Source organism: Fannyhessea sp., assembly GCF_986145555.1.
The window spans coordinates 13,638-38,935 of sequence record NZ_CFRCNA010000001.1; the positions used below are offsets into that span (position 1 = coordinate 13,638).

The following is a 25,298-nucleotide window of genomic DNA, read 5'->3' on the forward strand; positions in this document are numbered from 1 at the left end:
ACACGCACCAATCGTCTCAAACAAGGTGTACACAAACAAGCGCGCATGTGCCGTATAAAGCGCTTCTACCATTACCTATAACAACATTAAACACAACAGATTGGAGTAACAATGCCCGATAAAGTTCTTGGTGGAAGATACATCATACAAGATAAAATCGGAACAGGCGGTATGGCTATTGTTTATCGTGGCATTGACAATCGCTTAGGACGACCTGTTGCAATTAAAACTATGCTACCCCAATATGCTGCCGATCCATCGTTTGCCGCACGGTTTAAGCAAGAGGCTCAAGCAGCTGCAGCACTTCAAAGCCCTTTTATTGTTTCGGTGTACGACTGGGGAAAAGATAATGACACGTATTTCATTGCTATGGAATACTTGCGCGGTACCGACCTTAAAAGCGGCGTTCGCAAACACGGAGCGCTTGACTGCAAAAAGGTTGCTCAAATTGGCTCTCAAATTGCGCAAGCACTTTCGGTAGCACATCGTCACGATATTATTCACCGCGACATTAAACCGCAAAATATCATGGTTCAACCCGACGGCAACATCAAAGTCATGGACTTTGGTATTGCGCGCGCAAAAAATAGTCACCTGACCACAGATAACTCGGTTCTTGGTACAGCGCACTATGTATCGCCTGAACAAACGCAAGGTAAGCCTTTAGGTCCTACAACCGATATTTACTCGCTTGGTATTGTTATGTACGAAGCGGCAACAGGTGTTGTTCCCTTTGATGGTGACGATGCAATTAGCGTTGCACTTAAACAAGTTAACGAGCAGCCCGTTCCACCAAGCGCTCGAAACCCCCGCGTTGACCAAGCTCTCGAACGCATTATCTTAAAGTGCATGCAAAAAGATCCCAAAAATCGTTTTCAAACTGCCGAAGAAGTCTTTAAGGTATTGCGCGACTATCTAGCAGGCAAAATGAATGAAGTTAACAATGCAACAGCTCAAATGCCCGTTATGGCTACAAATGCCGTTTCGCCACTTAATTCAACTACCGCACTTCCACATATTGCCAATGGCGCAACGCAAAACAGAAAAAGCGCAACTCATCGTGCACAGCTGCGCGCACAAGAAGATGAAAAACGCCATAAAAACAAGGTGATTGCAGGCGTTTTAGGGGGAACCTTAGCCCTCATTGCCATTATCGTTGCTCTGGTAAGCTATTTTATGGGTCAGGGCGCAACACAAGAAGTTCCAAATCTTCTTAACCTCACACAACAAGAAGCCTTAATGAAGATAGATAATTCTAACTTCTTCCAGCGCGGTACCGTAAAAGAAGAATTTTCGTCAACTGTAGAAAAAGGAAAAGTTATCGACCAAGACCCCGATGCAGGACACAAAGTTGCTAAGGGTACGCAAATCAATATTGTGGTTTCAAAGGGAGCAGAGCCTGCAGCTGATGTAACGGTTCCCGATCTTAAAGGAAAATCGCCTTCGGAAGCAGAAGCTATTTTGTCGCAGCTTGGTCTTAAAAGTCAGGCTGGTGACTCCGTTAACTCCGACGATGTAGAAGTGGGCAAAATTGCAGCCCAAACCCCTGCTGCTGGTACTACCGCTAAAGCAGGAGACACCATTACTTATCAGCTTTCAAAAGGTCCAAACGAAGCCGATGTTCCTAACGTGGTAGGAAAAACAGAGGACGAGGCACAAGCAGCACTTACAGCTGCAGGATTTAATGTATCGGTACAACGAGAAGAATCCAACAAACCCGAGGGAACCGTTACCAAACAAAGCGCAACAGGTAAACTTGCTCGAAAATCAACCGTTACTATTACGGTTGCAAAAGCACCCTCACAGGTAAGCCTGTCAACGCTTGTCTCTAAAGGAATGGATGCTACCGAAGCCTCACAAAAGCTCTCTGACGCAGGCTTTGGTGTACGAGTAAAACGTCAACCAGATGCACTGGTGAAAAAAGATACCGTTATATCCTTCCCCGATAAAGCAAAGAAAGGACAAACGGTAACTCTTGTCGTTTCTGATGGTTTGCCGCTTATCAACGACTCACACTAATACGTAACAATATAGACAAACATATGCGGAGCATCCACAACGGATACTCCGCATATTTGTAACCTTTCTAACCGCCGATAGCAATGTTTGCAGCGCTCAAATATGTATCAATGCACCAACATGGCACTGGCGTAACGCACCCTATCTTGTTTGCTTCCCTAACACTGAAGCGCGCATAACAACAAAGGTCATAAGGAAATACAGCGCATAGATAGCAAGAACAATACCTGCTGTAATAAAAAGCCATTGTTTTGCTTCGGGATCGGCACCCATAAGGCGGTACAGGGCATCCATTTCTTTCATAACACAAAATGCATGAGAAATCGCAAACGAGCAGGGAAGCATAAACCATATACCCAGCTGCGTAAGAATAGTACCCGAACAGCAAGTGCGTGTAGCTCCAAGTTGAAGAAGCTTTGTATAACTTTCGCGCATATACGTAAGCTCACTCAACTGTTGAATAGAAAGAATGGCCGCCGAGGTAATAAGCAGAATAATACCTGTATATACCGCCACAAACGTTCCCGTTACACGAATGGCAAGCGCTGCTTCAAGAATTTCATAGCGCAAGCTGGTATTCACTGCACGCAAATGGTATGCGTTATTTTGTCCTAAAATCCCTTGTGCATGTTTGTTGCTGTCTGCAAGCTCTTGCGAAAACTGCTCGTTGACTTCTTTGCTACTAGAATAGAACTGGGCAAAAAGGCGCGTTTGCTGTGGTTTCATAGTGCGCACCCAAGAATCTGGCACAATGAGTGAACACGGATTACTGGAAAGACCAGCAAGATCTGAGAGTTTAAGCTTTGGTTTTATGCGTACATTATGATACTTATCTGCTAACGTAAATGTCTTGCCCGATGCAGCTAAACTATCCGTTTGATCTGCCAAGCCAGGATATGATGCAAATCTCACTTCATTGTCGGCAAGTTCAATGGGCTGAAGTCCAGCCAATGCTCTAAACCTGTTGTATTCAGAACATCCTACAAAATACACAGGATTAACAGCAACATCTATAGGAACGCCGTCAATTGCCTGTTCTTTTGATAGCCCGCAGTCTGAAATAAGGTTTGCTATCGTATATACATTGTCAGCTTCTCCCAAAGTATAGCTGGTAAGCCGTGCAGTTCCTCGTACAGTTGTATTCCAGGATGGAATCTCCTCTGCCATAAGGCTCACTAATTTATCTGTTTGTTCTGGTTCATACCCATCTTTGCAAATGAAATCTGCAAAAAAATCGGTAGGAGCCATCAGAGATTCTTGAGTACGAATCGAAGCAACTGCGGTAAAGCCTATGGAAAGTGTGCAGAGCGCAATAAAAATGGTTGCACAGATCATGGTCATCGAAATCCAAGAGGAATTAATTCTTGAGGCAAATTGACGTACTACATATAAGTTAAGACCTCGGTAATATAGGGGCTTGATTGCGCGTGCAATTTGGGTAAACGCTGTAGAAACCGAATAAAAGAAAAGCGCGGTTCCAAGCACCACCAATGCGGTGCAGTATAAGAAGGTTCCCCCGTCATTGGCTGTGAGCACTTCATAGGAAAACATACGATAGGCTTGAGCAATGAGAAGAACCGATACAACAAACAGCACCAAGGTAATCCATGGATTTTTGATCTTAAAACGATCGGACGCAAAACTTGAGCGAAACAGTACCGACAACCTCGTACGCGAAATCACAAACGTAGCGCACAGTGTAGAAAGCACAAACACCACGCCAAACATACAGGCGGTAAATATCACCGCTTGAGGTACCAAAAGAAAGTGGAACCGCTCAACGGGTGAATTAAAAAGCTTGAGGACGGCAAGCGAAGAAAATTGAGAAACAACAACGCCTACAAGCAAACCAACTATAAGTGCACATATGCCTACTATAAAATTTTCAATGAGAATCACAAACGCAAGGCTTGATTTTTTCATACCAAGCAGAAGATATGTTGCAAACTCACGAACACGACGACGCATAAAAAAGACATTGGCATACACAATAAGAATACCAATAACAATCATTAAAAATATCGAAAGCCCTGTTATTAGCTCTGCCATGCGTAACACAAGGCGTGATGTTGAGCTGCTTAGTTCTACAAAAAACGCCTGATTAGTAAGCGTATTAAAAGAATAAAAGAGAGAAACCGAAAGCATCAGCGTTACAAAATAGACAGTAAAATCTTTTAAGGCGCGACGGAGGTTGCCCCATGCCAGCTTAATGTAAAGCAGCATCACTACCTCCTAAATACGACACAACGTCCATGATTTCCTTAAAGAACGCTTGACGCGATTTTTCGCCACGAACAAGCTCATTAAACACGCGCCCATCCTTAATAAAAATAATGCGGCTTGCATACGAAGCCGAAAACGGGTCGTGTGTGACCATCAGAATACTTGCAGAGCGTTTATGGTTGATTTCCTCAAAAGACTCCAGAAGAATACGAGAATTTTTTGAATCAAGGCTACCTGTAGGCTCATCCGCTAAAACAATTGCTGGATCAGAAATAAGGGCACGCGCAGCAGCAACGCGTTGGCGCTGACCTCCACTCATCTGATTGGGATATTTTTTAAGTACATCGGCAATGTTAAGAAGGCTGGCAAGATTTTTAACCTTCTCGTCCATAACGCGCACAGAACATGCGCTTAAACATAACGGTAAAGCTATATTTTCGTAAGCGGTAAGCGTTTCTAGAAGGTTTGAATCCTGAAAGATAAACCCTAGTTGCGTGCGGCGAAAACTGGCAAGCTGGCGTCCGCGCAAGCGCGTGACATCTTGGTTGTTTACCGTAATAGTACCAAGTGTAGGTTTATCAATGGTAGAAATGCAGTTGAGCAACGTACTTTTACCCGATCCCGAAGGACCCATTACGCCAACAAATTCGCCTTGCTTCATGGTAAAACTTACACCAGCAAGCGCTTTGGTAATATTGGTACGCGTGCCAAAATATTTTTCTACGTTTGTGCACACAAGCATAGAATCAGCGTTTAAGACATTGCCGCCTTTTGAGGCGTCGCTGGAATGTGTATGTGCAGATATACCATGAGTGTTAGTGCGTGCCTCCTTGGTATGTAAAGCATGCTGAGCGGTCATTATTCCTCCTTATTGTTGTAGGTGATGATTACCTACTATTTCACAAGGTGGCATATATCACCATAGAAGAACCTTACAGAATTCTTACGTTTTTATCACCTTGAGAATAAACGGGCATATTTCGAATAAGAATCTCATTGCAAAATTTCCTATACAAGCCTTATTACAAAACATCATGGAGTGACGAACTAAAATATATGGAAACAGAAGTACCGCGTCCAACCTGCGACTCCAACGCAACACTTAAATTCATTTTGTTTGCAAGTTTACGAACCAAATACAGCCCCATGCCCGTTGATTTTGCCGAGCGTCTTCCATTTTCGCCCGTAAACGCCCTTTCAAAGACGCGCTCTTTGTCGCTGGCGCTAATGCCAATACCTTCATCTTGAATAGAAAGGCGCGTATCCCATACACCGTTTTCGCCTTGGGCGTGTTCAGCAGAAATTATAAGTTCAGCAGTTGTGCCGTTGGGTTTTCGATATTTTGCAGCGTTAGAGAAAATCTGCTCAATCATAAATTGAAGCCATTTTGCATCAGCTTCAACCACCACATCAAGATTGATAAGCTTTGGAACAATACGAGCGTCTATAAGTGTTTTTGCATACGATTGCAGGGCACGTGTGACCACGGTTTTAAGGTGGATCTCCTTAATAAAGAAGTCATTTGAAACCGAGCTACTCCGCGCGTAATAAAGCGCCTGATCAACAAGATGATCTATACGGTCAACCTCAAAAGATGTGTCTTCAACAAAACCACGATTTTTATTTTGTAGCAATAACTTTATTGCCGCAAGAGGCGTTTTTATTTCGTGTACCCATAATTCTGTATACTCTTTTTGATTTGAAAGTTCGTCTGCCATATTTTTAACTTCTTGATGCACAAGCCAAACCGTATGCCCCAGTGCATCACGCATTTCGCGAGGAAGCTCCTGCAAAAAAGTCTTATAATTATCTTCGTCAAGCAATACACGTGTATTTGGCAGCGCTTGCAAATTCTTAAGCGCTCTCAAATGACGCGCATACAAAAAATAATCGCCACCTATGCCAAAAAAGACGCACAGCAAAATACCAGACAACAAAACATTAATTAAATCCCAGGTTATCCCCAACAAAAATAGCATAACGCTTATCAACACAACTATGAACACCATAGTAAAAAGAAGAAACGCTCTGCTGCGTATATATCCAAAAACATGCATATCTTACTCGCTTACTCTGCTGAAGGTAAAATACGATAGCCAAGACCTCGATGAGTTACTACGGCGTGAGGCTCACCAATATATGCCAAGCGCTGGCGAAGATGAGAAACATTTACGGTAAGCGTATTGTCATCAACATACTCATCGCTTTGCCAGAGTGCCTCTTGAATTTGCGTGCGACTTACCACCTCTGTTTGACGCTGGATAAGAAGCGTTAAAATCTTAAGCTCATTTTTAGTCAATTCAATTGTTTTACCATGTGCGCTTGCGGTACATGTTTTTAAATTAAGTTCAATAGCTCCACACCTAAGAACCGATGCTTGTTTGTCCAACATAGGCATTGCGCGACGCAAAACCGAAGCAATATGTGCAAGCAATATTTGAGGATTATACGGCTTAGCTATAAAGTCATCTGCGCCACTTGACAGGCAAACAAGCTCATCAAGCTCCGAATTACGAGACGTAAGCACAATAATTGCACCTGTTGAACTCTGGCGAAACTCGCGCGCAAGCACATTACCATCTACCGAAGGAAGTCCCAAATCCAACAGCAGTAAGTCAGGGCGCGGCGATACAATTTCATGCATAAGCTCATCAGGATTAGTAAAATTGCAAGGTGCATAGCATTCATACGCATTGGCCTGCAAAAGGTGCACAAGCTCTAAACGTATTTGATTATCGTCTTCTATAACACATATCTTTGCCATAGCACAAACCTTTGTGACAGGTGTCTTGTGATGTTTTACCAATATACAGCACGCCTTGCAATCAAGTGCTCATTCGCTTTTAAGTGCTTATGCTATTTTATACTAAATTACCAACAAGCGTTTGTGCGCGCCTTGTAAAGGCAAGGAATCTCGTGCACATGCATGTGTGTGCCCAATGCCACGCACGCGCTTAATAAAAAACGGCCTAAACACCTCGTCTAGGTCGTTTTGTTTGCGCTTGGATAGTGCTAGATAGTACCAAATAGCGCTATCGTATTTCTGCGCTAACTCACTTTGTAATAACTAAACAATGCCTAAGCGTCTATCGTCTTGAACTTCACGAGCTTGCACATCTCTAAGCAGCGGCAATGTATTCCTTAATGTCACTGCAAAGGTAAAGCCATTATGCACATACGCTGCATGAATCGCAGGAATTAAGCCAAGCAAACCCAGCACAATTAAAGACGTGTTAACAGCTACAATACCGTAAAAGTCTTCATGAATCCTACGCATAAGCAATGTTGAAATTCTATGCGCAATAACCGGTGAATTAAGCGAGGTATTGTGAATAGAAACATCGGCAACCGCGCGCGCAATATCACTTGCATCGGACATAGCAATTGACACATCGGCGCAGGCCAGGGCAGGAGAATCGTTAATGCCGTCGCCAACCATAGCAACACGATGCCCTTCTCGTTGGCATTGCTTAATGAATTCAGACTTGTCCTCGGGTAAGATTTCGGCGTGATATTCATCAATGCCTAGGGTTTGAGCAACCTCACGAGCCGTTTTTTCGCTGTCCCCCGTAAGCATAACAAGACGTTTTATACCAGCGCTTTTAAGTGCCGCAATCATAGCAGGCGCGTCCTCACGGATGGGGTCTTTAATGCTAAACACAGCCGCCAGCTCTGAGGCGCGCGACATGTAAATAAGCGTTCCTAAAGAACCTTGCTCGTGCTCAAGTTCTGCCAACCTCAAAGTTAGGTTTTGAGGCCTACGCACGCCCAAATCATCAAAGATAAAGCGCTCTGAACCTATGCACACTTCTTCGTCACCAACATGGGTTTTAATACCATGTGCAACTACATATTCAACTTTTGTATGAAGCTCTTTGGTATGATCAAGATTCAACTCTTCTGCAGCGCGCGTGATAGACTTGGCAATGCTGTGCGGAAAATGTTCCTCTATACATGCAGCTATGCGCAAAGTTTCATCTTCACTCAACTCGGTAAAGCTCAAAGTGCGACTCAGCTGCGGCAATGCTTTAGTAAGCGTGCCTGTTTTATCAAAGACTACGGTATCAATATCAGAGAGAGCCTCAAAAAACTTGCCGCCTTTTACGGTAATTCCATAGCTAGAAGCCTCTTCCATAGCCGAAGCAATGGCAATAGGAGTAGAAAGTTTAATGGCACACGAGTAATCTACCATCAATACACTAAGCGCCTGAGAAACCCTGCGCGTTAAGAGCAACACAACAAAAAACGCAGCAAAACTGTATGGCACCAAAGCATCAGAGAGATGTTCTGCCCTAGATTGCAAATGCGCTTTAAGTGCTGTTGACTCTTCAACCATGTCTACGATAGCGTCAATGCGTGCAGAACCTGCAGCGGCATTCACACGAACATAAATGTCACCATCTTCAACCGCAGTACCTGCATAAACGCTGGCACCCGTCTCTTTATGAGAAAGCCGCGATTCTCCGGTGAGCGACGATTCGTTGAGATCGGCAAAACCCTTAATAATTTCGCCGTCTATAGGAAGAACGCTTCCCGACAAAACATGAATCACATCGCCTTTAACAACTTCATTGAGGTCAACACAGCGGTCTTCGTTATCAATTACCTTCCAAACTTTCTGCGCTCGCGTGATAATGCCACTTTTAAGCGCAAGGCGAGAACGATACGAAACATGGCGCTGCACCGCGTCACTAAGGTCGAGCAAAAACATGATCGTTGCAACGCTTATATATTCTTTACGGAAAATAGAAATGCCAATAACCGTAGCATCTAGGACCTCAACCTGCAGTTTTTTAGTGCGAAGCGTTTGCAGAGCTTTCTTTATAAACCCATAAGCTCGAACAACCACATATGCACAGAGCGCCGCTGGCGGCAGGGGTAAAAGCTTAATTACATATCTGCGCGCAAACAAAAAAGCAAGCTCAACATAAAATCTGTTGTTTTCGACAGCCGCTTCAAACTCCACGGACCGCGCGTCAAGCGCAGCCTCTTCTTTTGTGGGAATATTCAATACGTCGAGTTGTTCAAAATACGCTAAAACATCTAAGCGCGCCTGTATAGAGGTGTACTGAATAACAAATGCACAATTTTGAATATGTGCATGTGCCGAGGTAACCCCATCTATCGCAAGCAACTCAGATGAAATTCCACGTGCTTCGGCAAGCGAAATATAACCCATATCACAGCGTAAACGCAGGCGCTGCGGCTGATCTGAACATATGTTAATTTGCATGGTACACCACTACAACAAGCAATTAATTTGCAGTGTCTTGCTGCTTGTCAAACTGTTCGCGTACCTCGCTGCGTATACCCGGCTCAAGTTTTGCCAAACGCTGGCGAACGCACGCATCAATACGAGCCTCGCGACGCGCTTCAGCGCTTACATCTTGAGCTTCGTCCACAATATTTTGCAACTCGCGCGAGCAAACATCTGTTGCCTGCAGTCCTACCACAGTTGCTTTAACAGCAGCTTTACGAAGAACTCCACATTGTGCCAAACCAGCAACTACACCTGTTGCTACAACACCTAATGCTCCAAAAACCAATGATGAGTGTTTCATGATACTTCCTTCCTCTTTGGGCAATTGCCCTGTGTATAAAGCGCGCATTGAGTTTTTCGCCACGTGTAGCGAAAAACTTTCGCCCCTCTCGATGTGGCGCCATATCGATGTGATACAACAAACTTGTGCGTGCGCGGCAGGTTAACTCATTCACTCGTAAGCGCGAGTTAGCCTAAGCCTTACTTTTACGTTATGCTGTTTATTACCGTTTAGCAAGCAAAACTTTCTGAGAATACGAAAGAATTTTTTCTTTTTGAGGCTGCAACGCGTGTACCTGCACTAATATAAACGCAGGTAAACCATGGTAAACTCAAATATGAAGAAAGTAAGTAGCGGGTTAACTTATGGTTACTTTTAGGACGGCGCTTGCCGAGCGTGCACATGCGGTACCACAACCTCATGCGGTACCACGAGCGCATACGGCACCACCGCTACAGACGCAAAAATAAAACCCAAGCAGCAACGCTTGGGTTTAATCTTAAATGGTGACCCCGATTGGATTCGAACCAACGACACCAAGTTTAGGAAACTTGTGCTCTATCCCCTGAGCTACGAGGCCATATACATGTATTGTATCATGCTCACATGCACCGCGCGCTTGACGCGGCGCGCGTGCTTACAATTATTTCTTAAACGTGCGCTTAAGCCTATTCATAAAAGACGCCTTATTTGCGTGCTGGTGCTCAATGTTGTCTGCATCTTTATCAAGCAACTGATACACCTTTTTTGAAGTCAGCGCGCTCACTTTTCTATCAACAGCGTTTCTAAATGGTTTTACAAATTTTAAATCGTAAATAAATCCCAAAATTACCAGCGCATACGCCAAAACAAGGAGCACAACTTCTGCAATGCCTTCTATGTGATCCATTTGATACATGGCTTGCGGATTGTAATAATTTATAACCCATGACAAGGCAATACAAACAAGTCCTGTGAACAGCGTAATCCACAAAATGTTTTGACGCTTACGATATACAGGATCTTGATTAAGCAAAATACGAGATACCGCAACCCTTCTATCACGTTCATCGCGCTCTGCGCGACGTTGTGCACGCTTTTCTACGGCAGTTTTTTGATGAGTTTGTTTTACGCTGTGAGCGTCTCTAACACCGTACGCCTTTTCCTTTGCTGGCTTTGCCTGAGCAAGAGAGGCCTTCAGTGCACCCTTTTTCTCATCATCCTTTTTTGATTTTGCTGGTTTGGTACTTGCTTTTTCTCCTGCTAACCAAGACGGAAGCGAACCCGCGGCGCGCGCCTCGTCCATTGCATTGGTAATTGTTTCTTTAATTGACATAAAAACCTCATCCGCACTTCATTTTGTGTTTTAAGACCATGAACACATATGATTGTACCTAAAAAGTACAAGCACTGCCCCATAACTATGAAAATAATAACGCATTTTATTCAAGCATACATACACGTAAAGAAAAGAGCTTAGCGTTTAAGCCGTTTGCTGTGCCTTATGCTCACATGGAATAGCAAGTGTAAATGTTGTGCCTTTGCCAAGCGTCGATTCTACTGCTATGCGGCCATTATGTTTGTCGATAATTTCTTTGGTAAGCGCAAGACCAATACCCAAACCGCCAGAAACACGGCCACGACTTGCGTCCGAACGCCAAAATCGAGCAAAAACGCGTGGTATGTCTTCTTTTGCAATACCAATACCGGTATCACGAACAGAAATCAACACTTCGTTACGCGATTTACTAATGCTTACAATAACCCAGCCACCTGCTGGGGTATAGCGCATGGCATTAGACATAATATTGGTGATGGCTTCTCTAATAAGATCGCTGTCCATCTCAATCATGCATTCGTGTTCAGGGATCTTGTCATCAAACTTGAGGCGCAAATTGCGTTCAGCAAAAAGCTGTTCTTGCATAGAAACAAGACTTTTAACCATATACACTGCGTCAGATTTTTCAATTTTAAGAACACGGGTACCGTTTTCGATACGAGAAAGCCTTAGCATTGCGTCCACTAAACGAGACAAGCGTCTTACTTCTTGTGCAACTGTCTCATAATGCTCATTATCAGCAGGAAGGACACCATCTTGCATGCCCTCAACCGTTGCAAGCATTGCCATAAGCGGCGTGCGAAGCTCATGCGCCACGTCAGAGGTAAGGCGGTGCTCAAACTTAATATCGCGCTCTAACTCAGACGCCATCGAGTCAAACGTTTCGCCCAAACGTCCAATCTCGTCATCACCTGTTAAATTGGTGCGCGCCGTAAGGTCACCGTTGCGAATCTGCGCTGCAGTGGACGTAATTTTTTTAATTGGTTTTACAAATACATGCGACGCAGCATACGACAAAGCACACGCCAACAAAATTGCAATGACCGCAGCCGCAAGAATAGCTCCATAGGAGTTTTTCCTAAACACATCATCACTTTTAGTAATAAGCGTTTCCGAGCCAAATGCCCACAACCTCACGTTGCCTACATATTCGCCACTATTGTCAACAATATCTGCAGTAGCAGTTGCACGCTCTCCTTCGGGAGGTCCTCCTACCTCAGAAGCTGAATTGCTTTTATCGCTTTTAGAATCAATAATTTCAATGTGATCCGCATTATCGCGCGCATAAGAACTAGCTGGTACATTTCCATAAATAAGCTGCCCATGAGCGTCTACAATTTCTATACCAACGTCTGAAGGAACGGGAAATGTTAAAGACGAGCTGCGTATAAACGTAGATTTCCAACCACCAGAAACACTGTATTGCTTTCCAAGCGAAAGCGCAATTTTTTGCGCCATGTGTTGCATGCCGCGCCGCGTATATGTTTGAAATTGATCTTCCCATACAACTGCCAAAACAATTGAAAGAATAACAGCAGTCATAAAGGCGGTGAGGGCAAAGTATATGGTCAAACGACCTGTTACCGTTTCAGAAGGACGAACCCTATACGGAGTATGAGACATGGTATTAAAAGACACCTTAGAGGTGTTTTTACCATCTTCTTTAAGATTGTCATACATTTGTTCTTCAAGCTTTACATACGACGTTATTGATGGTTTGTTTTTCACTGATACAATCACCTATATTCCGAAAAACTCATCTACGCTATATCCACACCACCCAATAGCTTATAACAGCGCTTTATACAACTCGTGCACATGCTTTTAACATGTGCACGCGTGCAAACGTCTATTCTTGATGTGACGGCGCATCTTGAGATTGCGGAGCTTCAAAACGATATCCAACACCATGAACGGTATACAACCAACGTGGATTGCGTGGATCATCGCCCAATTTTGCGCGAAGGTTTTTAACATGAGAGTCTATGGTGCGCTCGTAGCCTTCAAAATCGTAGCCCAAAACTTTTTCAACAAGCTCCATGCGTGTATAAACACGACCAGGAAAACGAGCAAGTGTGGTTAAGAGCTTAAATTCTGACGCAGTTAAGTCGATTTCTTTATTCTCAACCAATACTTTATGACCCGAAATATCAATGACAAGCTGGCCAAAGTCAAGAACCTCAAGTGCGGGCTCTGATTCGGTGTGGGCACGTCTGAGCAACGCACGAACACGTGCAACCAGCTCGCGTGGTGAAAACGGCTTAATAAGATAGTCGTCTGCGCCTAATTCAAGACCAATAATACGATCTTCTACCTCGCCTTTTGCGGTAAGCATAATAATGGGTACATTAGATGTCTCACGCACCGCACGACACACGCGCTCACCAGAAAGTTTAGGAAGCATAAGATCCAAAATAATCAGGTCAAAGGAATGTTTTTCAAACTCTTCAAGTGCGCTTTGACCGTCGCCAACACTACGCACAAAGTAGCCTTCGCGCTCAAGATACGCGGCAACAGCATCGCGAATGGTTTTTTCGTCTTCTACTAAAAGAATACGTTTCTCATCTGAAGCCATATACAGCCTCCTTTAATGTTTATCGTCAAACAATGGTTCTGATAGTAGTTTAACATCAAAATAAACTTCTAACAGCACTATTCTACACTCTAAATTGCCTTACTAAAACATTTTTAGGATATCCGGTTGTTTTATCCTTAATAGTTGCATATGTTACCACACTGTTTTGCTCACCTGTGCACGCAGGATATTCGCCATAATTGGTGCAGCGGTTAGAAGCAGCCAAAATAGAGTAACTTTTTTGAGCAGTGTCTACTACAAAATACGAAGCCTTACTCCGCACAATAAATGTATTATTGTTTCCAACAACGGGGGCAGATGGCTCACGAGGCACTACGACAAATCCCTTATCGCGAGAACCTATATATGTTCCCATTTTACCCAGCAAACCACCGCTTTGGTGATTTGCTTCAATGGAAAACGCAAAAAGCGAGTTAATATACGTTGCGTATAGAGGCGCCACAGAAGGCGGCAAAAACAGCTCGTCTTGTTGCTTTTCCATAGAATCGGTCAACGAATAAACGCGCATAACGTACAGCGGTGCAGACTTTGTTTTAACTTTAGGAACAATTACCACCGATCCTTTAGAAAAGGTTGGTGCACATGCAAAACGCGAAAGCGATTCAACAACCGAAGCCGCTTTATCATCGCCCAATTTCCATAAATAGCAATAGGAATTTTCTTTTGCACGAGATCCTTGCGGTGAGGGAGATACTTGCCATACAACATAGTTTTCGTGAACACAAAACTGTGCAGGAAGATAATCGGCGTCCGCTTTCCAAAGTTCACTGACCTGACCATGCAATTTTCCATCGGCAAACGGCGAGGCGTACAGCGTCCAGTCACGCATAACGATATCAAACTCAAGCCATACAAACACCTTGTCCGACATGCGAACATCGTAAATAATGCAATTTGTTGAGTTCTTGCCATAGGGTTGTTCAAGCACTTGAACAAACTGGCTGGTTTTTGTATTAAATGCCGACGCTTTAATAACGGGTGTTGCAGAAGTTCCAGCAGTTGTAGCCGCAATCCATACGCCGTCCGAAGGATACAACATGTTTCCTAGCGGCAATTCCCAATTTCCTGTTTGTTTAAGCTCAAAATCAACAGAAGAATATTTGCTTTCGTTTGTTTGAGGATCAATGATGTATTCCGCTTGGGCGTCATCTACGACCACGGGGCTTTGCGGGTCATCCACAGCACGGTGCTTACATCCTCCTGCAGATACCGCAATACACGCCAGTGCACCAGAAGCCGCTGTTGCACACGTCGCGCGAAAAAAGGCGCGGCGGGAAAACAGAGCCTGCGGCTTTTGCGCAGGCGAATGCTCTGCACCGCCCTTTGTTTGATGACCAAAAACTTGTGTCATAAAAGCTAATCCCTTAAGTTATTGTTACGTTATTCACCGTTGGTTTTTTCATGACAAGCACATGTGAAATCAAGCGCTTGCAAGCGATCAAACACAAGAGAAGTGTGTGTTAAAAATTGTTGCGGATCAAAAATGGTATCTAATTCATCGTCAGACAAAACACAAGCGGGATCTGCTTTAAGCTTTTCCTTAAACGTAGTGCCTTGCTCACACTCTTGAATTTCTTTCCATGTTTTCATTGCACAAGATTGAACAATGAGATACGCGTCCTCGCGCGTCATACCCGTATCTACTAGGGCAAGCAAAACTTTGGACGAATAAATAAGACCACGCGTTTTGTTGAGATTTGCCAGCATGCGTTTGGGATACAAAACAAGTCCATCAACAATACGAATTAAACAGGTGAACATATGGTCAAGTGCAATAAAACTATCGGCAAGTGCCACGCGCTCGTTTGAGGAATGGCTGATGTCGCGCTCGTGCCACAGTGCCACATTGTCATAAGCTATCTGCGCGTTTGCCTTAACAACGCGAGCCAGACCACAAACTTTTTCTGCGGTAATAGGATTTCGCTTGTGAGGCATAGCACTTGAACCTTTTTGTTTTTTCTTAAATGGCTCTTCGACCTCAAGCGTATCCGTTTTTTGTAATCCACGAATTTCGGTAGCAATACGCTCACAGGTTGCGGCACAAACCGCCAAAACACTTGCAACATATGCATGATGATCACGGCTGATAACCTGCGTAGAAAGCGGATCTACTTTAAGATGTAGTTTTTCGCACACCATTTGTTCAACGCGTGGATCAATCGAAGAATACGTGCCAACAGCACCAGAAATAGCTCCGTAAGACACACTTTCCTGTGCATTGTTGAGACGGTCTAAATCGCGTTTAAGCTCTTGAGCCCAGCTTGCAAATTTCATACCAAAGGTCATAGGCTCGGCATGAATACCATGGGTACGCCCTACGCACAACGTTGATTTTTCTTCAAACGCGCGACGCTTACAAATTTCACCCAAACGAGCAACATCGTCTTTTAGAATATCAAGGGCTTGCGAAAGCATATAACATAAAGCCGTATCACCCAAGTCGGTGCTGGTCATACCAAAGTGCACCCAGCGGCTAGGATGTGGCGCCTCTGCGGGAACATCTTTATCAATATAGGAAGCCATATTAGTAAGAAAGGCAATAACATCATGGTTTACCTGCGCTTCAAGAGCGTCAATCTCTTCTTTATTGCAGGCCGCATGAGCGCGAATCCACGCTGCTTCGTCTTTGGTAATGCCGATAAGCCCTAATTCTGCTTGTGCTTCACAGGCACATACTTCTATTTCTTTCCAGACGTTATATTTGTTTTCAAGAGAAAAAATATGCCCCATAGCAGGTTGAGTATAACGGTCTATCATAAGAGAACCTTTCTTACCAAGCCCTTGTAAAATAATGTACGTGTTAAGTATACCAACGATATATATTCTAAAAATAAAAACAAAAAATAATAAACAAGTGGTAATAAATGCATGGCGAAGCACAGCCTGAACGCTCAATTACTTAAATTTATTATTGTATGTTAATTGCACGCGCATTTTTTGGTGTATCGATCACAACCTGTCACACCAGTTAAACATGGTTATACACACTTTGCAACACTTAGTGCAATTGATGAATATTTACGTATTAAAATGTTCGCATTTGCACTGGTAGATTATGTAAAAAGGGAAGAAAAAAGGTGGTGGGTCGTGTGGGAATCGAACCCACGACCTTGGGATTAAAAGTCCCCTGCTCTACCAACTGAGCTAACGACCCAAAATGTCAGGCATGTGCAGATAACAAATTCTGCAACAATTAGACCATGACCTCAAGTAAGCTTAATTATTTTCTTACAAACCAGTTGTAATTACAGCGAAAATCTCAAAAAAGTTTCAATTATGGAGATAATTCCATATGTCCACCTTCTTATTAAGCTCATACAGCTCTTAAAACTTAATCCGATACAAAACATCACCTGAACACCGATTAAGTCTACAAGATACGGTCCGTCAATACGGCACAGTCCATGCACGACCAGCCACAGCTAAAGCCACATATATAACGCCCTCACATAAACCGTTTACCGTTTGACGCTTTGAAAAACTGTTCCTTACCGTTACCATTACTATAAGCGTATCAGCAGTTTAAGGAGCACGTATGCCGCAACACAGCTCAAACACAGCGCACCGCCCTTCATCAGATCAAGCGCGCAATACAACACAACAATCGCGCGGGGTCCTGCGTGTTGTGCTTGCTTTTATTATTGGTGTAGCTGTAATGAGCGCAGCCTGGGGGCTCTATACGTTTATGACATCGTCAGCCAACAACAATCAAGCAGGTACACAAATGACCTCTGATGAACAGCAAAACAGCCAGAACACAAACACAAGTACAAATACAAATGCAGATACGCCCCAAGCGCCAAACAAACACCAACAAGCTGACGTTCACAACGCTTATGCAGAAGCGCTGAAGCAACCTGCAACATATCTCAAAAAGAAAGACGGATCTTCGTTTAAGTATTATCGCTACCTTGTTCGCGACGCAAGCTCGGATAAAGTAGATGACCTTATTCTTGTTGGCTCAGATGAGCCAGGAACCAATCCAAAAACATTTAGTATCGCACTATGCTTTGCCGATGGTAAAAAGATTGCGCAGCCAGCGCACGTGTTTGAGTTTTCACCTTCTTTAGGCGATACGTATTATTTGTCCACCAATAAAAAAGACGATACATGCGCCGTTACCGGTGTTAAAGGGTCTACCTACACATCTGATTTATATGCACGCTTTGATGGTTCGTATCGCAAAGTAGAACATAAAGTTTATCAATCGAAAAATACGCCACGAGATTTTTCTGAAGATAGGTGGAATAAGGTTGATATCCAACAATCTCTGCCTTCGGACGATTTAACAGGTGTTGCACAACTTTAAAATCAAAAGTGCAAAACAAAATATACACGCTATACCAGTCAAAATATACGTTTCTATTAAGAGTCTGCGTTAACTTTGACATAATTTGCATCCAAGAAACTTAACGTCATACACTTGTGTAGAAACTATTAAATTGTTACGAAATAGATACAAAATTCTCAAAAATTTACGTTTTCACTTTGATTCGTAAGAAATTGTGTGTATTATGCTTACCAACGTAGTTTATAAAGCTATCGTGTGAACGTATGCAAGGGAAATTCAATATGAACATGAGTTCTATTTTGCATAGTTCACTATCTGACCAACTGGCTACATACGTAGTCACGTAATTTGAGGAGGCGTTTATGGCTCAGATAAAAGATACCACCAGTCACAACCAACAAAGTGTGCAGAGTTCCATGCAAGATAAGAAGAGCCAGAGCATGTGCACCTCAAACAAAAGTGACTCAAAACAAAGTGCCCAAAGCTTGTTTGACGATGATATAAATGATGTTGTGCGTACAGATACCTCACGCAGAACATTCATTTTGGGTGGCCTTGGACTTATAGCAGTAGCTCTTGTTGGCGGAGGAATTTATCTACATCAAAACACCAAGAGCGCACAAGCAGCCGAAAAAGGAACCAAAGACAACCCCGTTATCATAGGTACCGTTGGCTCCAATGATCCACAGTGGAAAGTGTTTTTGAAAAAATGCGAAGAAGCTGGTGTTGCAGTTGAGCTCAAGAATTTTTCTGACTACACTTCGGCAAATCCAGCCCTTGCACAAGGAAGCCTTGATCTTAACTTGTTCCAGCACACGCTTTACTTGGCTAATTACAACGTTAAAAACAACCAGGATCTTCAACCAATTGCTGGTGACGCTGTTGTTCCTTTGGGCTTGTATTCAAAAACATACCAGAAGCCTGCCGACATTCCAGCAGGATCGCAAGTCACGCTTCCTAACGACGAAACCAACCAAGCTCGTGCGTTGGGCGTTTTAAGTGCTTGTGGCCTTATCAAGCTTAAAGGCGAGTGGAATGCCCTCGTTACACCAAAAGACGTGGACGAAGCGGCTTCTAAAGTTCGCGTTGTTCCTGTTGAAGCAGCAAAAGTGGCAACTTCTCTTCAAGATCCTTCTGTTGCAGCAGCTGTAATTAATAACACGTTTACCAAAGACGCTGGCTTAAATCCTCAGGATGCCATTTTTGCCGATAGTGCGGATTCGCCTTCATCGAGACCTTATATCAACGTATGGGTTGCGCGTAAAGAAGACGAAAACAATCCTGCGTTCAAAAAGGTTACCGAAATTTGGCACGATAAGGAAGTTTCAGACGCTGTTGTCGAGCACATGCAAGGTCAAGTTATCGTTAACGATGACCCCGCAGACCTGTTGAAACAAGATCTTGCCGACTTAGAGCAACGCATCAAAGAAGCACAGACCAAATAATACGCATACGCGAGGTTTAACTTGCTACAACAGGTTTAACTTGTTACAAACCTTGCAAAATAACCTCGCAAACTTATATCTAAAGTAAGTACAATAGATATGCGTGTGTAATTTCAATAACGTCATATGCGGCTCACCCATATGTTATGGGTGAGCCTTGCAGGTATAGAGGTAACTATGGAAAACCCTATTATTTCAATCAATCACGCTCATAAAACCTTTACGCAAGGCGGAAAGTCAAAATATACCCACACAGCGCTTGAAGATGTATCGCTTTCAGTCGAAACAGGCGACATCATGGGCATTATCGGATATTCAGGTGCGGGAAAGTCTACGTTAGTACGTCTTATTAACGGTCTTGAAAAAGTGGATAGCGGTAACATTTCTGTCTTCGATAAAGATATTACACGATTAAGCGAAACACAACTTCGCCCCTTCCGCCAAAAAATTGGCATGATTTTTCAGCAGTTTAATTTGTTTTCATCTAAAACAGTTGCACAAAATATTGCATATCCTTTGGTGCAAGATCGTTGGCGTCGCGATTTTCAAGAACGACGCGTTGCAAAGCTGCTAGATTATGTTGGTCTTAGTGAATATGCACATGCATATCCTTCGCAGCTGTCTGGTGGACAAAAACAACGAGTTGGTATTGCGCGAGCGCTAGCGCTGCAGCCAAAAATCTTACTTGCAGACGAAGCAACAAGCGCACTTGACCCCAAGACAACGCAAGAAGTGCTTAATTTACTTAAGCGCGTAAATGCCGAGCTTGGAATTACCGTTGTGCTTATCACGCACCAAATGGACGTTGTTGCAAAAATTGCTAAGCATGTAGCTGTTATGGAAACAGCGCGCATTGTTGAGCAAGGTCCAGCTTTTAAGATTTTTGCACGTCCACAAACATCAATTACACAGAATTTTGTGCGTGCAGCTGTTGATTGTGCACCCACCAAAGAAGAACTTGAGGTTCTGCGTACGCAGCATCCAGGACGCCTTATAAGCGTTATCATGCGCGATGCAGACGCTCTCAACGGCATTGCTTCATCGGGAGATCACATTTCAGCGATGCTCACACACAGAAGTATTACCAATGCTATTTTGTGCGGTGGCGTAAAAATGATAGGAGACAAGTCGTTAGGAACGTTTACCTATGAACTTTACGGTGACTCCTCGCGCATGGATGAATATATATCCGATCTGGCGCGCGAAAACACAATCGTTGATTTTGGTTCGGCAGAACATCCCGTACCCTGGTCTAAGGCATATGAAGCCTATCAAACTTTGGACGAAAAACGCTGTAGTGCATATAGCAACACCACTACAGACGCCAACTAATATCTAAGCTACGTAAAAGAGGTTATTATGTCTTTTCAATTTCTTAATCACTTGTGGGTTACACAGGCAAGCGCACTAAATTCTGCCGCATGGATGGATTTTTCGTCCTATGTTGCAGATGGCGAATTTATACGAGCACTTATTGAAACGCTGCAGATTGTTGCAATTACCCTCGTTGCAGGTGGTATCATCGGCATTGCTGTAGGCGTTGTATTATGGGGGTGCCGTAAAGGTAGCTTATTTGAAAATGTTGCCGTATATAACATTGTTGATGTTTGCATAAATCTTATACGCCCCATTCCGTTTATCATATTTTTAGCAGCCATCCAACCAGTAACTATTGCGCTTATTGGAACCTCCATTGGAACAGCAGCAGCTATATGCCCCATGATTGTTGCGTGTTCTGTTGCGTCATCACGCTTGGTGGAGCAGAATCTTCTTTCAGTAGATTCTGGTGTTATCGAAGCCGCACGATCGATGGGTGTTTCTAAGTGGGGAATCGTTAAAACCGTTCTTATACCCGAAGCTCTTGCTCCGCTCATTTTAAGTTATGCGTTCTTGTTCATAGGCGTGCTAGATATGAGTGCAATGGCTGGATATATCGGTGGTGGCGGTCTTGGTAACTTTGCTATTGCTTATGGATATCAAAAGTTTAATCCCTATGTCACCTGGACTTGCGTAATCATCATGATTGTACTTGTTCAGCTTGTACAGTTTATCGCTAATCGCCTTGCAAATCATTTACTTAGAAGAACAAAATAGCTGCTTGAGGCGTTTGTATAAGCTTGATCAATAGGTGTAATACCAAATATACCAAATCAGGGTCGTTGATATAAATATGATGATATAAAATACGCTCTTGCTGAAAGTTTCAGCAAGAGCGTTTTATTATCTGGAGCGGGCAACGGGATTCGAACCCGCGAATGATGGCTTGGGAAGCCATTGCCTTACCTCTTGGCGATGCCCGCGCAATAGAGCGCCTCTTAGCAAAGGTGCGCACTACATTGTATCATATGCACACGCGATATAAAGTTTATATTATGCACGACGAATAAGTTCACACACCATTTGTGCTACTTGTTTTACCTGCTTTGCATCTATCATATGAGCAACGTCGTCTTGTGTATGAGCAAGGGCAGGAAGTCCATTTTCGTCACAACCCATGATAGTAGCAGATCTCACAGACGCATGCATAGCTGGTGTTGCGTCAGTGCGACCGTAATCATATGCTTTATTTTGCAGTTGAATGTGCAAATCTTCGGCAATTTTGGAGAGCAGGCGTGTAATTCTTCTATCTGCTCGACGCGTGTTATACGGATCTTCTGCCGTTAACACCGTAAGAGAACCCGCTCCTACACAATCAAGGTTAATAAGAAAAGCACCACGTATTTCGCGACGGTATTCAGATAAGAATTGTTTCATACCTGCATGATTATTTTCAGAAGCACCAAGCGCTACAAACCAAATGTCGTGACATAATAGCTCATCTGAACCCATCGACAAAACAGCGTCTTTCAATTCTTGAATTTGTTCATCAGATGACACAGGCTTATCTTTTTGCTTAAGTTTGCTTGAAGTTGACTGTACTGCGTCTTGTTTAGCGTCTTCCCATAATGCACTTTTTTCTGAAATGTTTTCATCACTCAAAACATCTGATGAGCATGCGGCAGAGCGTGCCGCATCTTCATCGCCAGAAGCCGCAGGAGCAACGCCTGTATCAACGACGCCACCTTGGACAAAAGGGTTATTTTTCAAACTCAACGTATGAGAATCTGCCTCGTTAGAAGTTGTTGCATGTGCCTCAACATCATCAACGCTTGGCAAATCTTGCGGTTGCGTACCCTTTGTTCCCTCATGAACACGCAAACCAACTCGTGTTGTTGCGCCACCTTTCCACGACTTTGGATGAGAGGAAGCTTGGTTGTTATTGTCTTCTTCGTGCACAAAGTTATCCCACGAACCAATCTGACGACCATCTTTCTTGGCATCAAAATTATCATCAACGCCTAACCATGAACTCATTGAGTTTTTATCCGCAGTTGTTTTTTTCTTCTTACCAAATAAGCCCAAACCATGTTGTTTCTTTTCATTGGAAAGCTTTGCATGACGATCGGCAGAAGATGTGCGCGGTTCATCTAGGGGTTTAGCAACACCGTCTAATACTTTTATATCGCGCGTGCCTTGAGGTGTAAAAGTAATAGTTTTTTCATCGGCGGGAGCGTTCGTCGATTTCTTTTCCTCTACTTCTTCATGGGAAACTTCATGAGCAGGCTGGTCGTCATTTTCTGACGCAAATGGATCTTGCACCTGCTCACGCGGATCAGGCAAATCAAACAAAACTGCACGACGCGCCACAGCAATGCTCGAAGCAGAACCACCAAGAGCACTTTGTTCGTCTTTAAGTATTTGTGAAGCGTTAGCAATTTGCGAGTCATCACGTTGTGTGCGAGCTTGAACCTCTTGATGAATTTGAGAAATTATTACTTCTTCGGGCGAAAGTGATTTGTTGGGTTCTTTTTCTACAACTTGAGAATTCTTGTTTTCGTCCGTTTTATCGGCAACTTCATCAAGTGGTTTGGTTTGTTCTGCAGCAGCGCTTTGGGTGCTTGCATCAACATCTGTAACAACGGAAGGTTCGTCCTTTGACTCATGCGTGTCTGTTTGTGAGTCCGCAGGAATCTGAATGTCTTCATTCTCATGGGTTTCTGAATTCTTAACTACAGACATTTTTTGTTCTGCAGTTGCTGGCTTCCAACTGGCAATTGGATAATCTTCTTCAAAGGTAGGAGCAATGTATGTGTTGCGAACTTTCGTGCGTGAGGGAGTGTTCGCTTTTTGACCGTCACTTAAGTTTTGGGGAGCACCATCCTCCATAAGCGGCACATCACTATATTTCAAAGCGTTACTTTGTTCTAGATTAGATTCTGGCTGTGTAGCCGCAGTTACTACTACAGGCGTTTCATATTTAAGACCCACAGTATAATCTATCTCACAATCCTCAGGGAGAAGGTTTAGATTTATCAATGTATCTTTTCCACGACGAACAATACCGGTTGCGACATCGTAACCAATAATCTTTGGCGCAGCTGCCTGGCTTCCAGCATAATCTTCTCGTTGGAAGTGCGTGGTTTGGTCTACCGCGCTTTCTACCCCACGATTGTCGTCCATAGAGGCTTCGTTAGACGCGGGCACAGATGTTGCGCGCGCCTGTACGGCTTGCTCATTTTGAACATGTGTAACAGAAGGATCGTCTTGCTGCTGCTCGTTTGCAGCAACCTCACTCTGTACATTTTCAGGTGTATCCTTTTTACTTACCTCAGACACTGACTCATCTAGGTTGTTCTCCATAAGATTATGAGTGTCTTGATTCAAAACAGGTGCTGTCTTAAGCGTGTTTTGAAGCTGAGCAGAATCAGATATGTGTTCTTCTTTTTCGGAAATCGACTCGCGCTCATCGTCAACCAAAGACAATGAACTTGCTTTACTCTCTTGGGGTACTTCTGCTATTTCACTAAACTTTTGTTGAGGATGAACATAACCCCATCTGCTTGCCTCGTCATCTGCAGGACGAACGGTATTCACAACGTCCATCATGGCAGCCAAAGAGCTTTTATTACTGTTTGCACCTTCGGTGCACGAAGCAAATTTCTTATATACCGTGTTTACTCCCAGTGCCAAAAACGAAAAAGCACTTAAAATTCCCAATAACCAAAATGCACGGCGAACAATATCATTTAAAAATGGTAAGAAAAATGCAACCTGCACGAGTGCACAAAACATGGTAAAAAGTACAGCTGAATACACCAGTTTCTTAATACGTGCTTGATACGGTGCAAGTTGTGGTTTGGAAAGAATATCCTCGTTAGGTGTGTCGTAATGAGCAACCACAACAATGGGTCGATTACCCTTCATAACCAATGGACCTGTCGCGCGGTGCACGCCAATAATATTTTGACTTTGTGCAAGTGGGCCAAACGAACTTATTTCAAAAATATGAAGTTTTTCAAGTACAAGCAAAACCGTTGCCACAAGACAAACGATAAATCCAAAATAGCTCACAAACGTACCTGTGAAACCAGAAATAAGCATGCCGATAAACAACACGATATACAAACTGTCGTGTATAACTATGCCCCAGCCATGCGAAACCACGTCTTGACGGTGCAGTTCAAGGCTGTGATCTTTCATGAGTTTTTCGATGAGTTCAGCGGCGTCAAGCTCCTCTTGACTATTTGTGGGCGCAATTTCAATGGATTCATTTAAGTAATCAAGATATGTACGAATATCTGCCATGCGAGTATCCTTTGTTTTGCTGTAAGCCGTCTTCTTTAACAGATATGGAATAAATAACCTATGTTATTTTATGCAAACACGCGCATCCGTTTTATAGAGAAACATGTGTTTTTCTTCCACATACAGTTATGTATAAGTTTGCCACAAATTTCCTCTTTACGCACGCAAAATATAGAATTTGTTACAAAAGATATTCTCATAATTCACTCATGTCATGATTTGATTGAGTTTTGTATACTAA

The 25,298-nt window shown here is 43.4% G+C and carries 17 protein-coding genes and 3 tRNA genes; 5 read left to right on the forward strand and 15 right to left on the reverse strand.

What is annotated here, in order from left to right:
* Positions 1-111: 111 nt before the first annotated feature.
* Positions 112-2,019 carry a Stk1 family PASTA domain-containing Ser/Thr kinase gene (pknB, locus tag AC5GD6_RS00060; RefSeq protein ID WP_276778103.1) on the forward strand — a complete coding sequence of 636 codons (1,908 nt, stop codon included), beginning with the start codon at positions 112-114 and terminating at the stop codon, positions 2,017-2,019.
* A 141-nt stretch (positions 2,020-2,160) separates the two neighbouring features.
* Here the strand turns inward: pknB and AC5GD6_RS00065 are convergent, their stop codons facing one another.
* From AC5GD6_RS00065 to AC5GD6_RS00125, 13 genes are all read right to left on the reverse strand, one after another.
* Positions 2,161-4,242 (reverse strand): FtsX-like permease family protein, encoded by a 2,082-nt coding sequence (locus AC5GD6_RS00065; protein WP_491845954.1) that lies wholly within the window; start codon positions 4,240-4,242, stop codon positions 2,161-2,163.
* Positions 4,226-5,101 carry an ABC transporter ATP-binding protein gene (locus AC5GD6_RS00070; protein ID WP_491845955.1) on the reverse strand — a complete coding sequence of 292 codons (876 nt, stop codon included), beginning with the start codon at positions 5,099-5,101 and terminating at the stop codon, positions 4,226-4,228. Before AC5GD6_RS00070 ends, AC5GD6_RS00065 begins: the two co-directional genes overlap by 17 nt.
* Before the next feature lie 163 nt (positions 5,102-5,264).
* Positions 5,265-6,236, reverse strand: coding sequence for a sensor histidine kinase (locus AC5GD6_RS00075; RefSeq protein ID WP_306722883.1), 972 nt, complete (start codon positions 6,234-6,236; stop codon positions 5,265-5,267).
* Between the two features lie 74 nt (positions 6,237-6,310).
* Entirely contained in the window at positions 6,311-7,006 is a 696-nt protein-coding gene (locus AC5GD6_RS00080) for a response regulator transcription factor (RefSeq protein WP_491845956.1), read from the reverse strand.
* A gap of 303 nt (positions 7,007-7,309) precedes the next feature.
* Positions 7,310-9,475 carry a heavy metal translocating P-type ATPase gene (locus tag AC5GD6_RS00085; RefSeq protein WP_006302281.1) on the reverse strand — a complete coding sequence of 722 codons (2,166 nt, stop codon included), beginning with the start codon at positions 9,473-9,475 and terminating at the stop codon, positions 7,310-7,312.
* 22 nt (positions 9,476-9,497) lie between these two features.
* On the reverse strand, positions 9,498-9,803 hold the full coding sequence (locus tag AC5GD6_RS00090; protein WP_048596615.1) for a hypothetical protein: 306 nt from the start codon (positions 9,801-9,803) through the stop codon (positions 9,498-9,500).
* Between the two features lie 483 nt (positions 9,804-10,286).
* Positions 10,287-10,362: transfer RNA gene (locus tag AC5GD6_RS00095), tRNA-Arg, on the reverse strand.
* A gap of 63 nt (positions 10,363-10,425) precedes the next feature.
* Entirely contained in the window at positions 10,426-11,097 is a 672-nt protein-coding gene (locus AC5GD6_RS00100) for a hypothetical protein (protein WP_311438855.1), read from the reverse strand.
* A gap of 147 nt (positions 11,098-11,244) precedes the next feature.
* The gene (locus AC5GD6_RS00105; protein ID WP_491845957.1) at positions 11,245-12,828 is read right to left on the reverse strand and encodes a sensor histidine kinase; all 1,584 of its coding nucleotides are present in this window, start codon (positions 12,826-12,828) and stop codon (positions 11,245-11,247) included.
* A 121-nt stretch (positions 12,829-12,949) separates the two neighbouring features.
* A complete protein-coding gene (locus AC5GD6_RS00110) occupies positions 12,950-13,675 on the reverse strand; it encodes a response regulator transcription factor (protein WP_006302277.1) in 726 nt (241 codons plus the stop codon).
* Between the two features lie 82 nt (positions 13,676-13,757).
* The gene (locus tag AC5GD6_RS00115) at positions 13,758-15,047 is read right to left on the reverse strand and encodes a transcriptional initiation protein Tat (protein WP_491845958.1); all 1,290 of its coding nucleotides are present in this window, start codon (positions 15,045-15,047) and stop codon (positions 13,758-13,760) included.
* A gap of 29 nt (positions 15,048-15,076) precedes the next feature.
* Positions 15,077-16,453, reverse strand: coding sequence for an adenylosuccinate lyase (purB, locus tag AC5GD6_RS00120; RefSeq protein WP_491845959.1), 1,377 nt, complete (start codon positions 16,451-16,453; stop codon positions 15,077-15,079).
* 321 nt (positions 16,454-16,774) lie between these two features.
* Positions 16,775-16,850: transfer RNA gene (locus AC5GD6_RS00125), tRNA-Lys, on the reverse strand.
* A 381-nt stretch (positions 16,851-17,231) separates the two neighbouring features.
* On the opposite strand from AC5GD6_RS00125, the gene AC5GD6_RS00130 reads away from it, so the two are divergent.
* From AC5GD6_RS00130 to AC5GD6_RS00145, 4 genes are all read left to right on the forward strand, one after another.
* Positions 17,232-18,005 (forward strand): hypothetical protein, encoded by a 774-nt coding sequence (locus tag AC5GD6_RS00130; RefSeq protein ID WP_311431228.1) that lies wholly within the window; start codon positions 17,232-17,234, stop codon positions 18,003-18,005.
* Between the two features lie 344 nt (positions 18,006-18,349).
* Positions 18,350-19,432: a MetQ/NlpA family ABC transporter substrate-binding protein gene (locus AC5GD6_RS00135; protein ID WP_491845960.1), complete on the forward strand. Its 1,083-nt coding sequence runs from the start codon at positions 18,350-18,352 to the stop codon at positions 19,430-19,432.
* Positions 19,433-19,609: 177 nt separating this feature from the next.
* A complete protein-coding gene (locus tag AC5GD6_RS00140) occupies positions 19,610-20,764 on the forward strand; it encodes a methionine ABC transporter ATP-binding protein (protein WP_311431230.1) in 1,155 nt (384 codons plus the stop codon).
* Positions 20,765-20,791: 27 nt separating this feature from the next.
* A complete protein-coding gene (locus AC5GD6_RS00145) occupies positions 20,792-21,526 on the forward strand; it encodes a methionine ABC transporter permease (protein ID WP_276769311.1) in 735 nt (244 codons plus the stop codon).
* A 131-nt stretch (positions 21,527-21,657) separates the two neighbouring features.
* Here the strand turns inward: AC5GD6_RS00145 and AC5GD6_RS00150 are convergent.
* Positions 21,658-21,732: transfer RNA gene (locus tag AC5GD6_RS00150), tRNA-Gly, on the reverse strand.
* Positions 21,733-21,802: 70 nt separating this feature from the next.
* Positions 21,803-25,057 (reverse strand): M28 family peptidase, encoded by a 3,255-nt coding sequence (locus tag AC5GD6_RS00155; RefSeq protein WP_491845961.1) that lies wholly within the window; start codon positions 25,055-25,057, stop codon positions 21,803-21,805.
* Positions 25,058-25,298 lie beyond the last annotated feature (241 nt).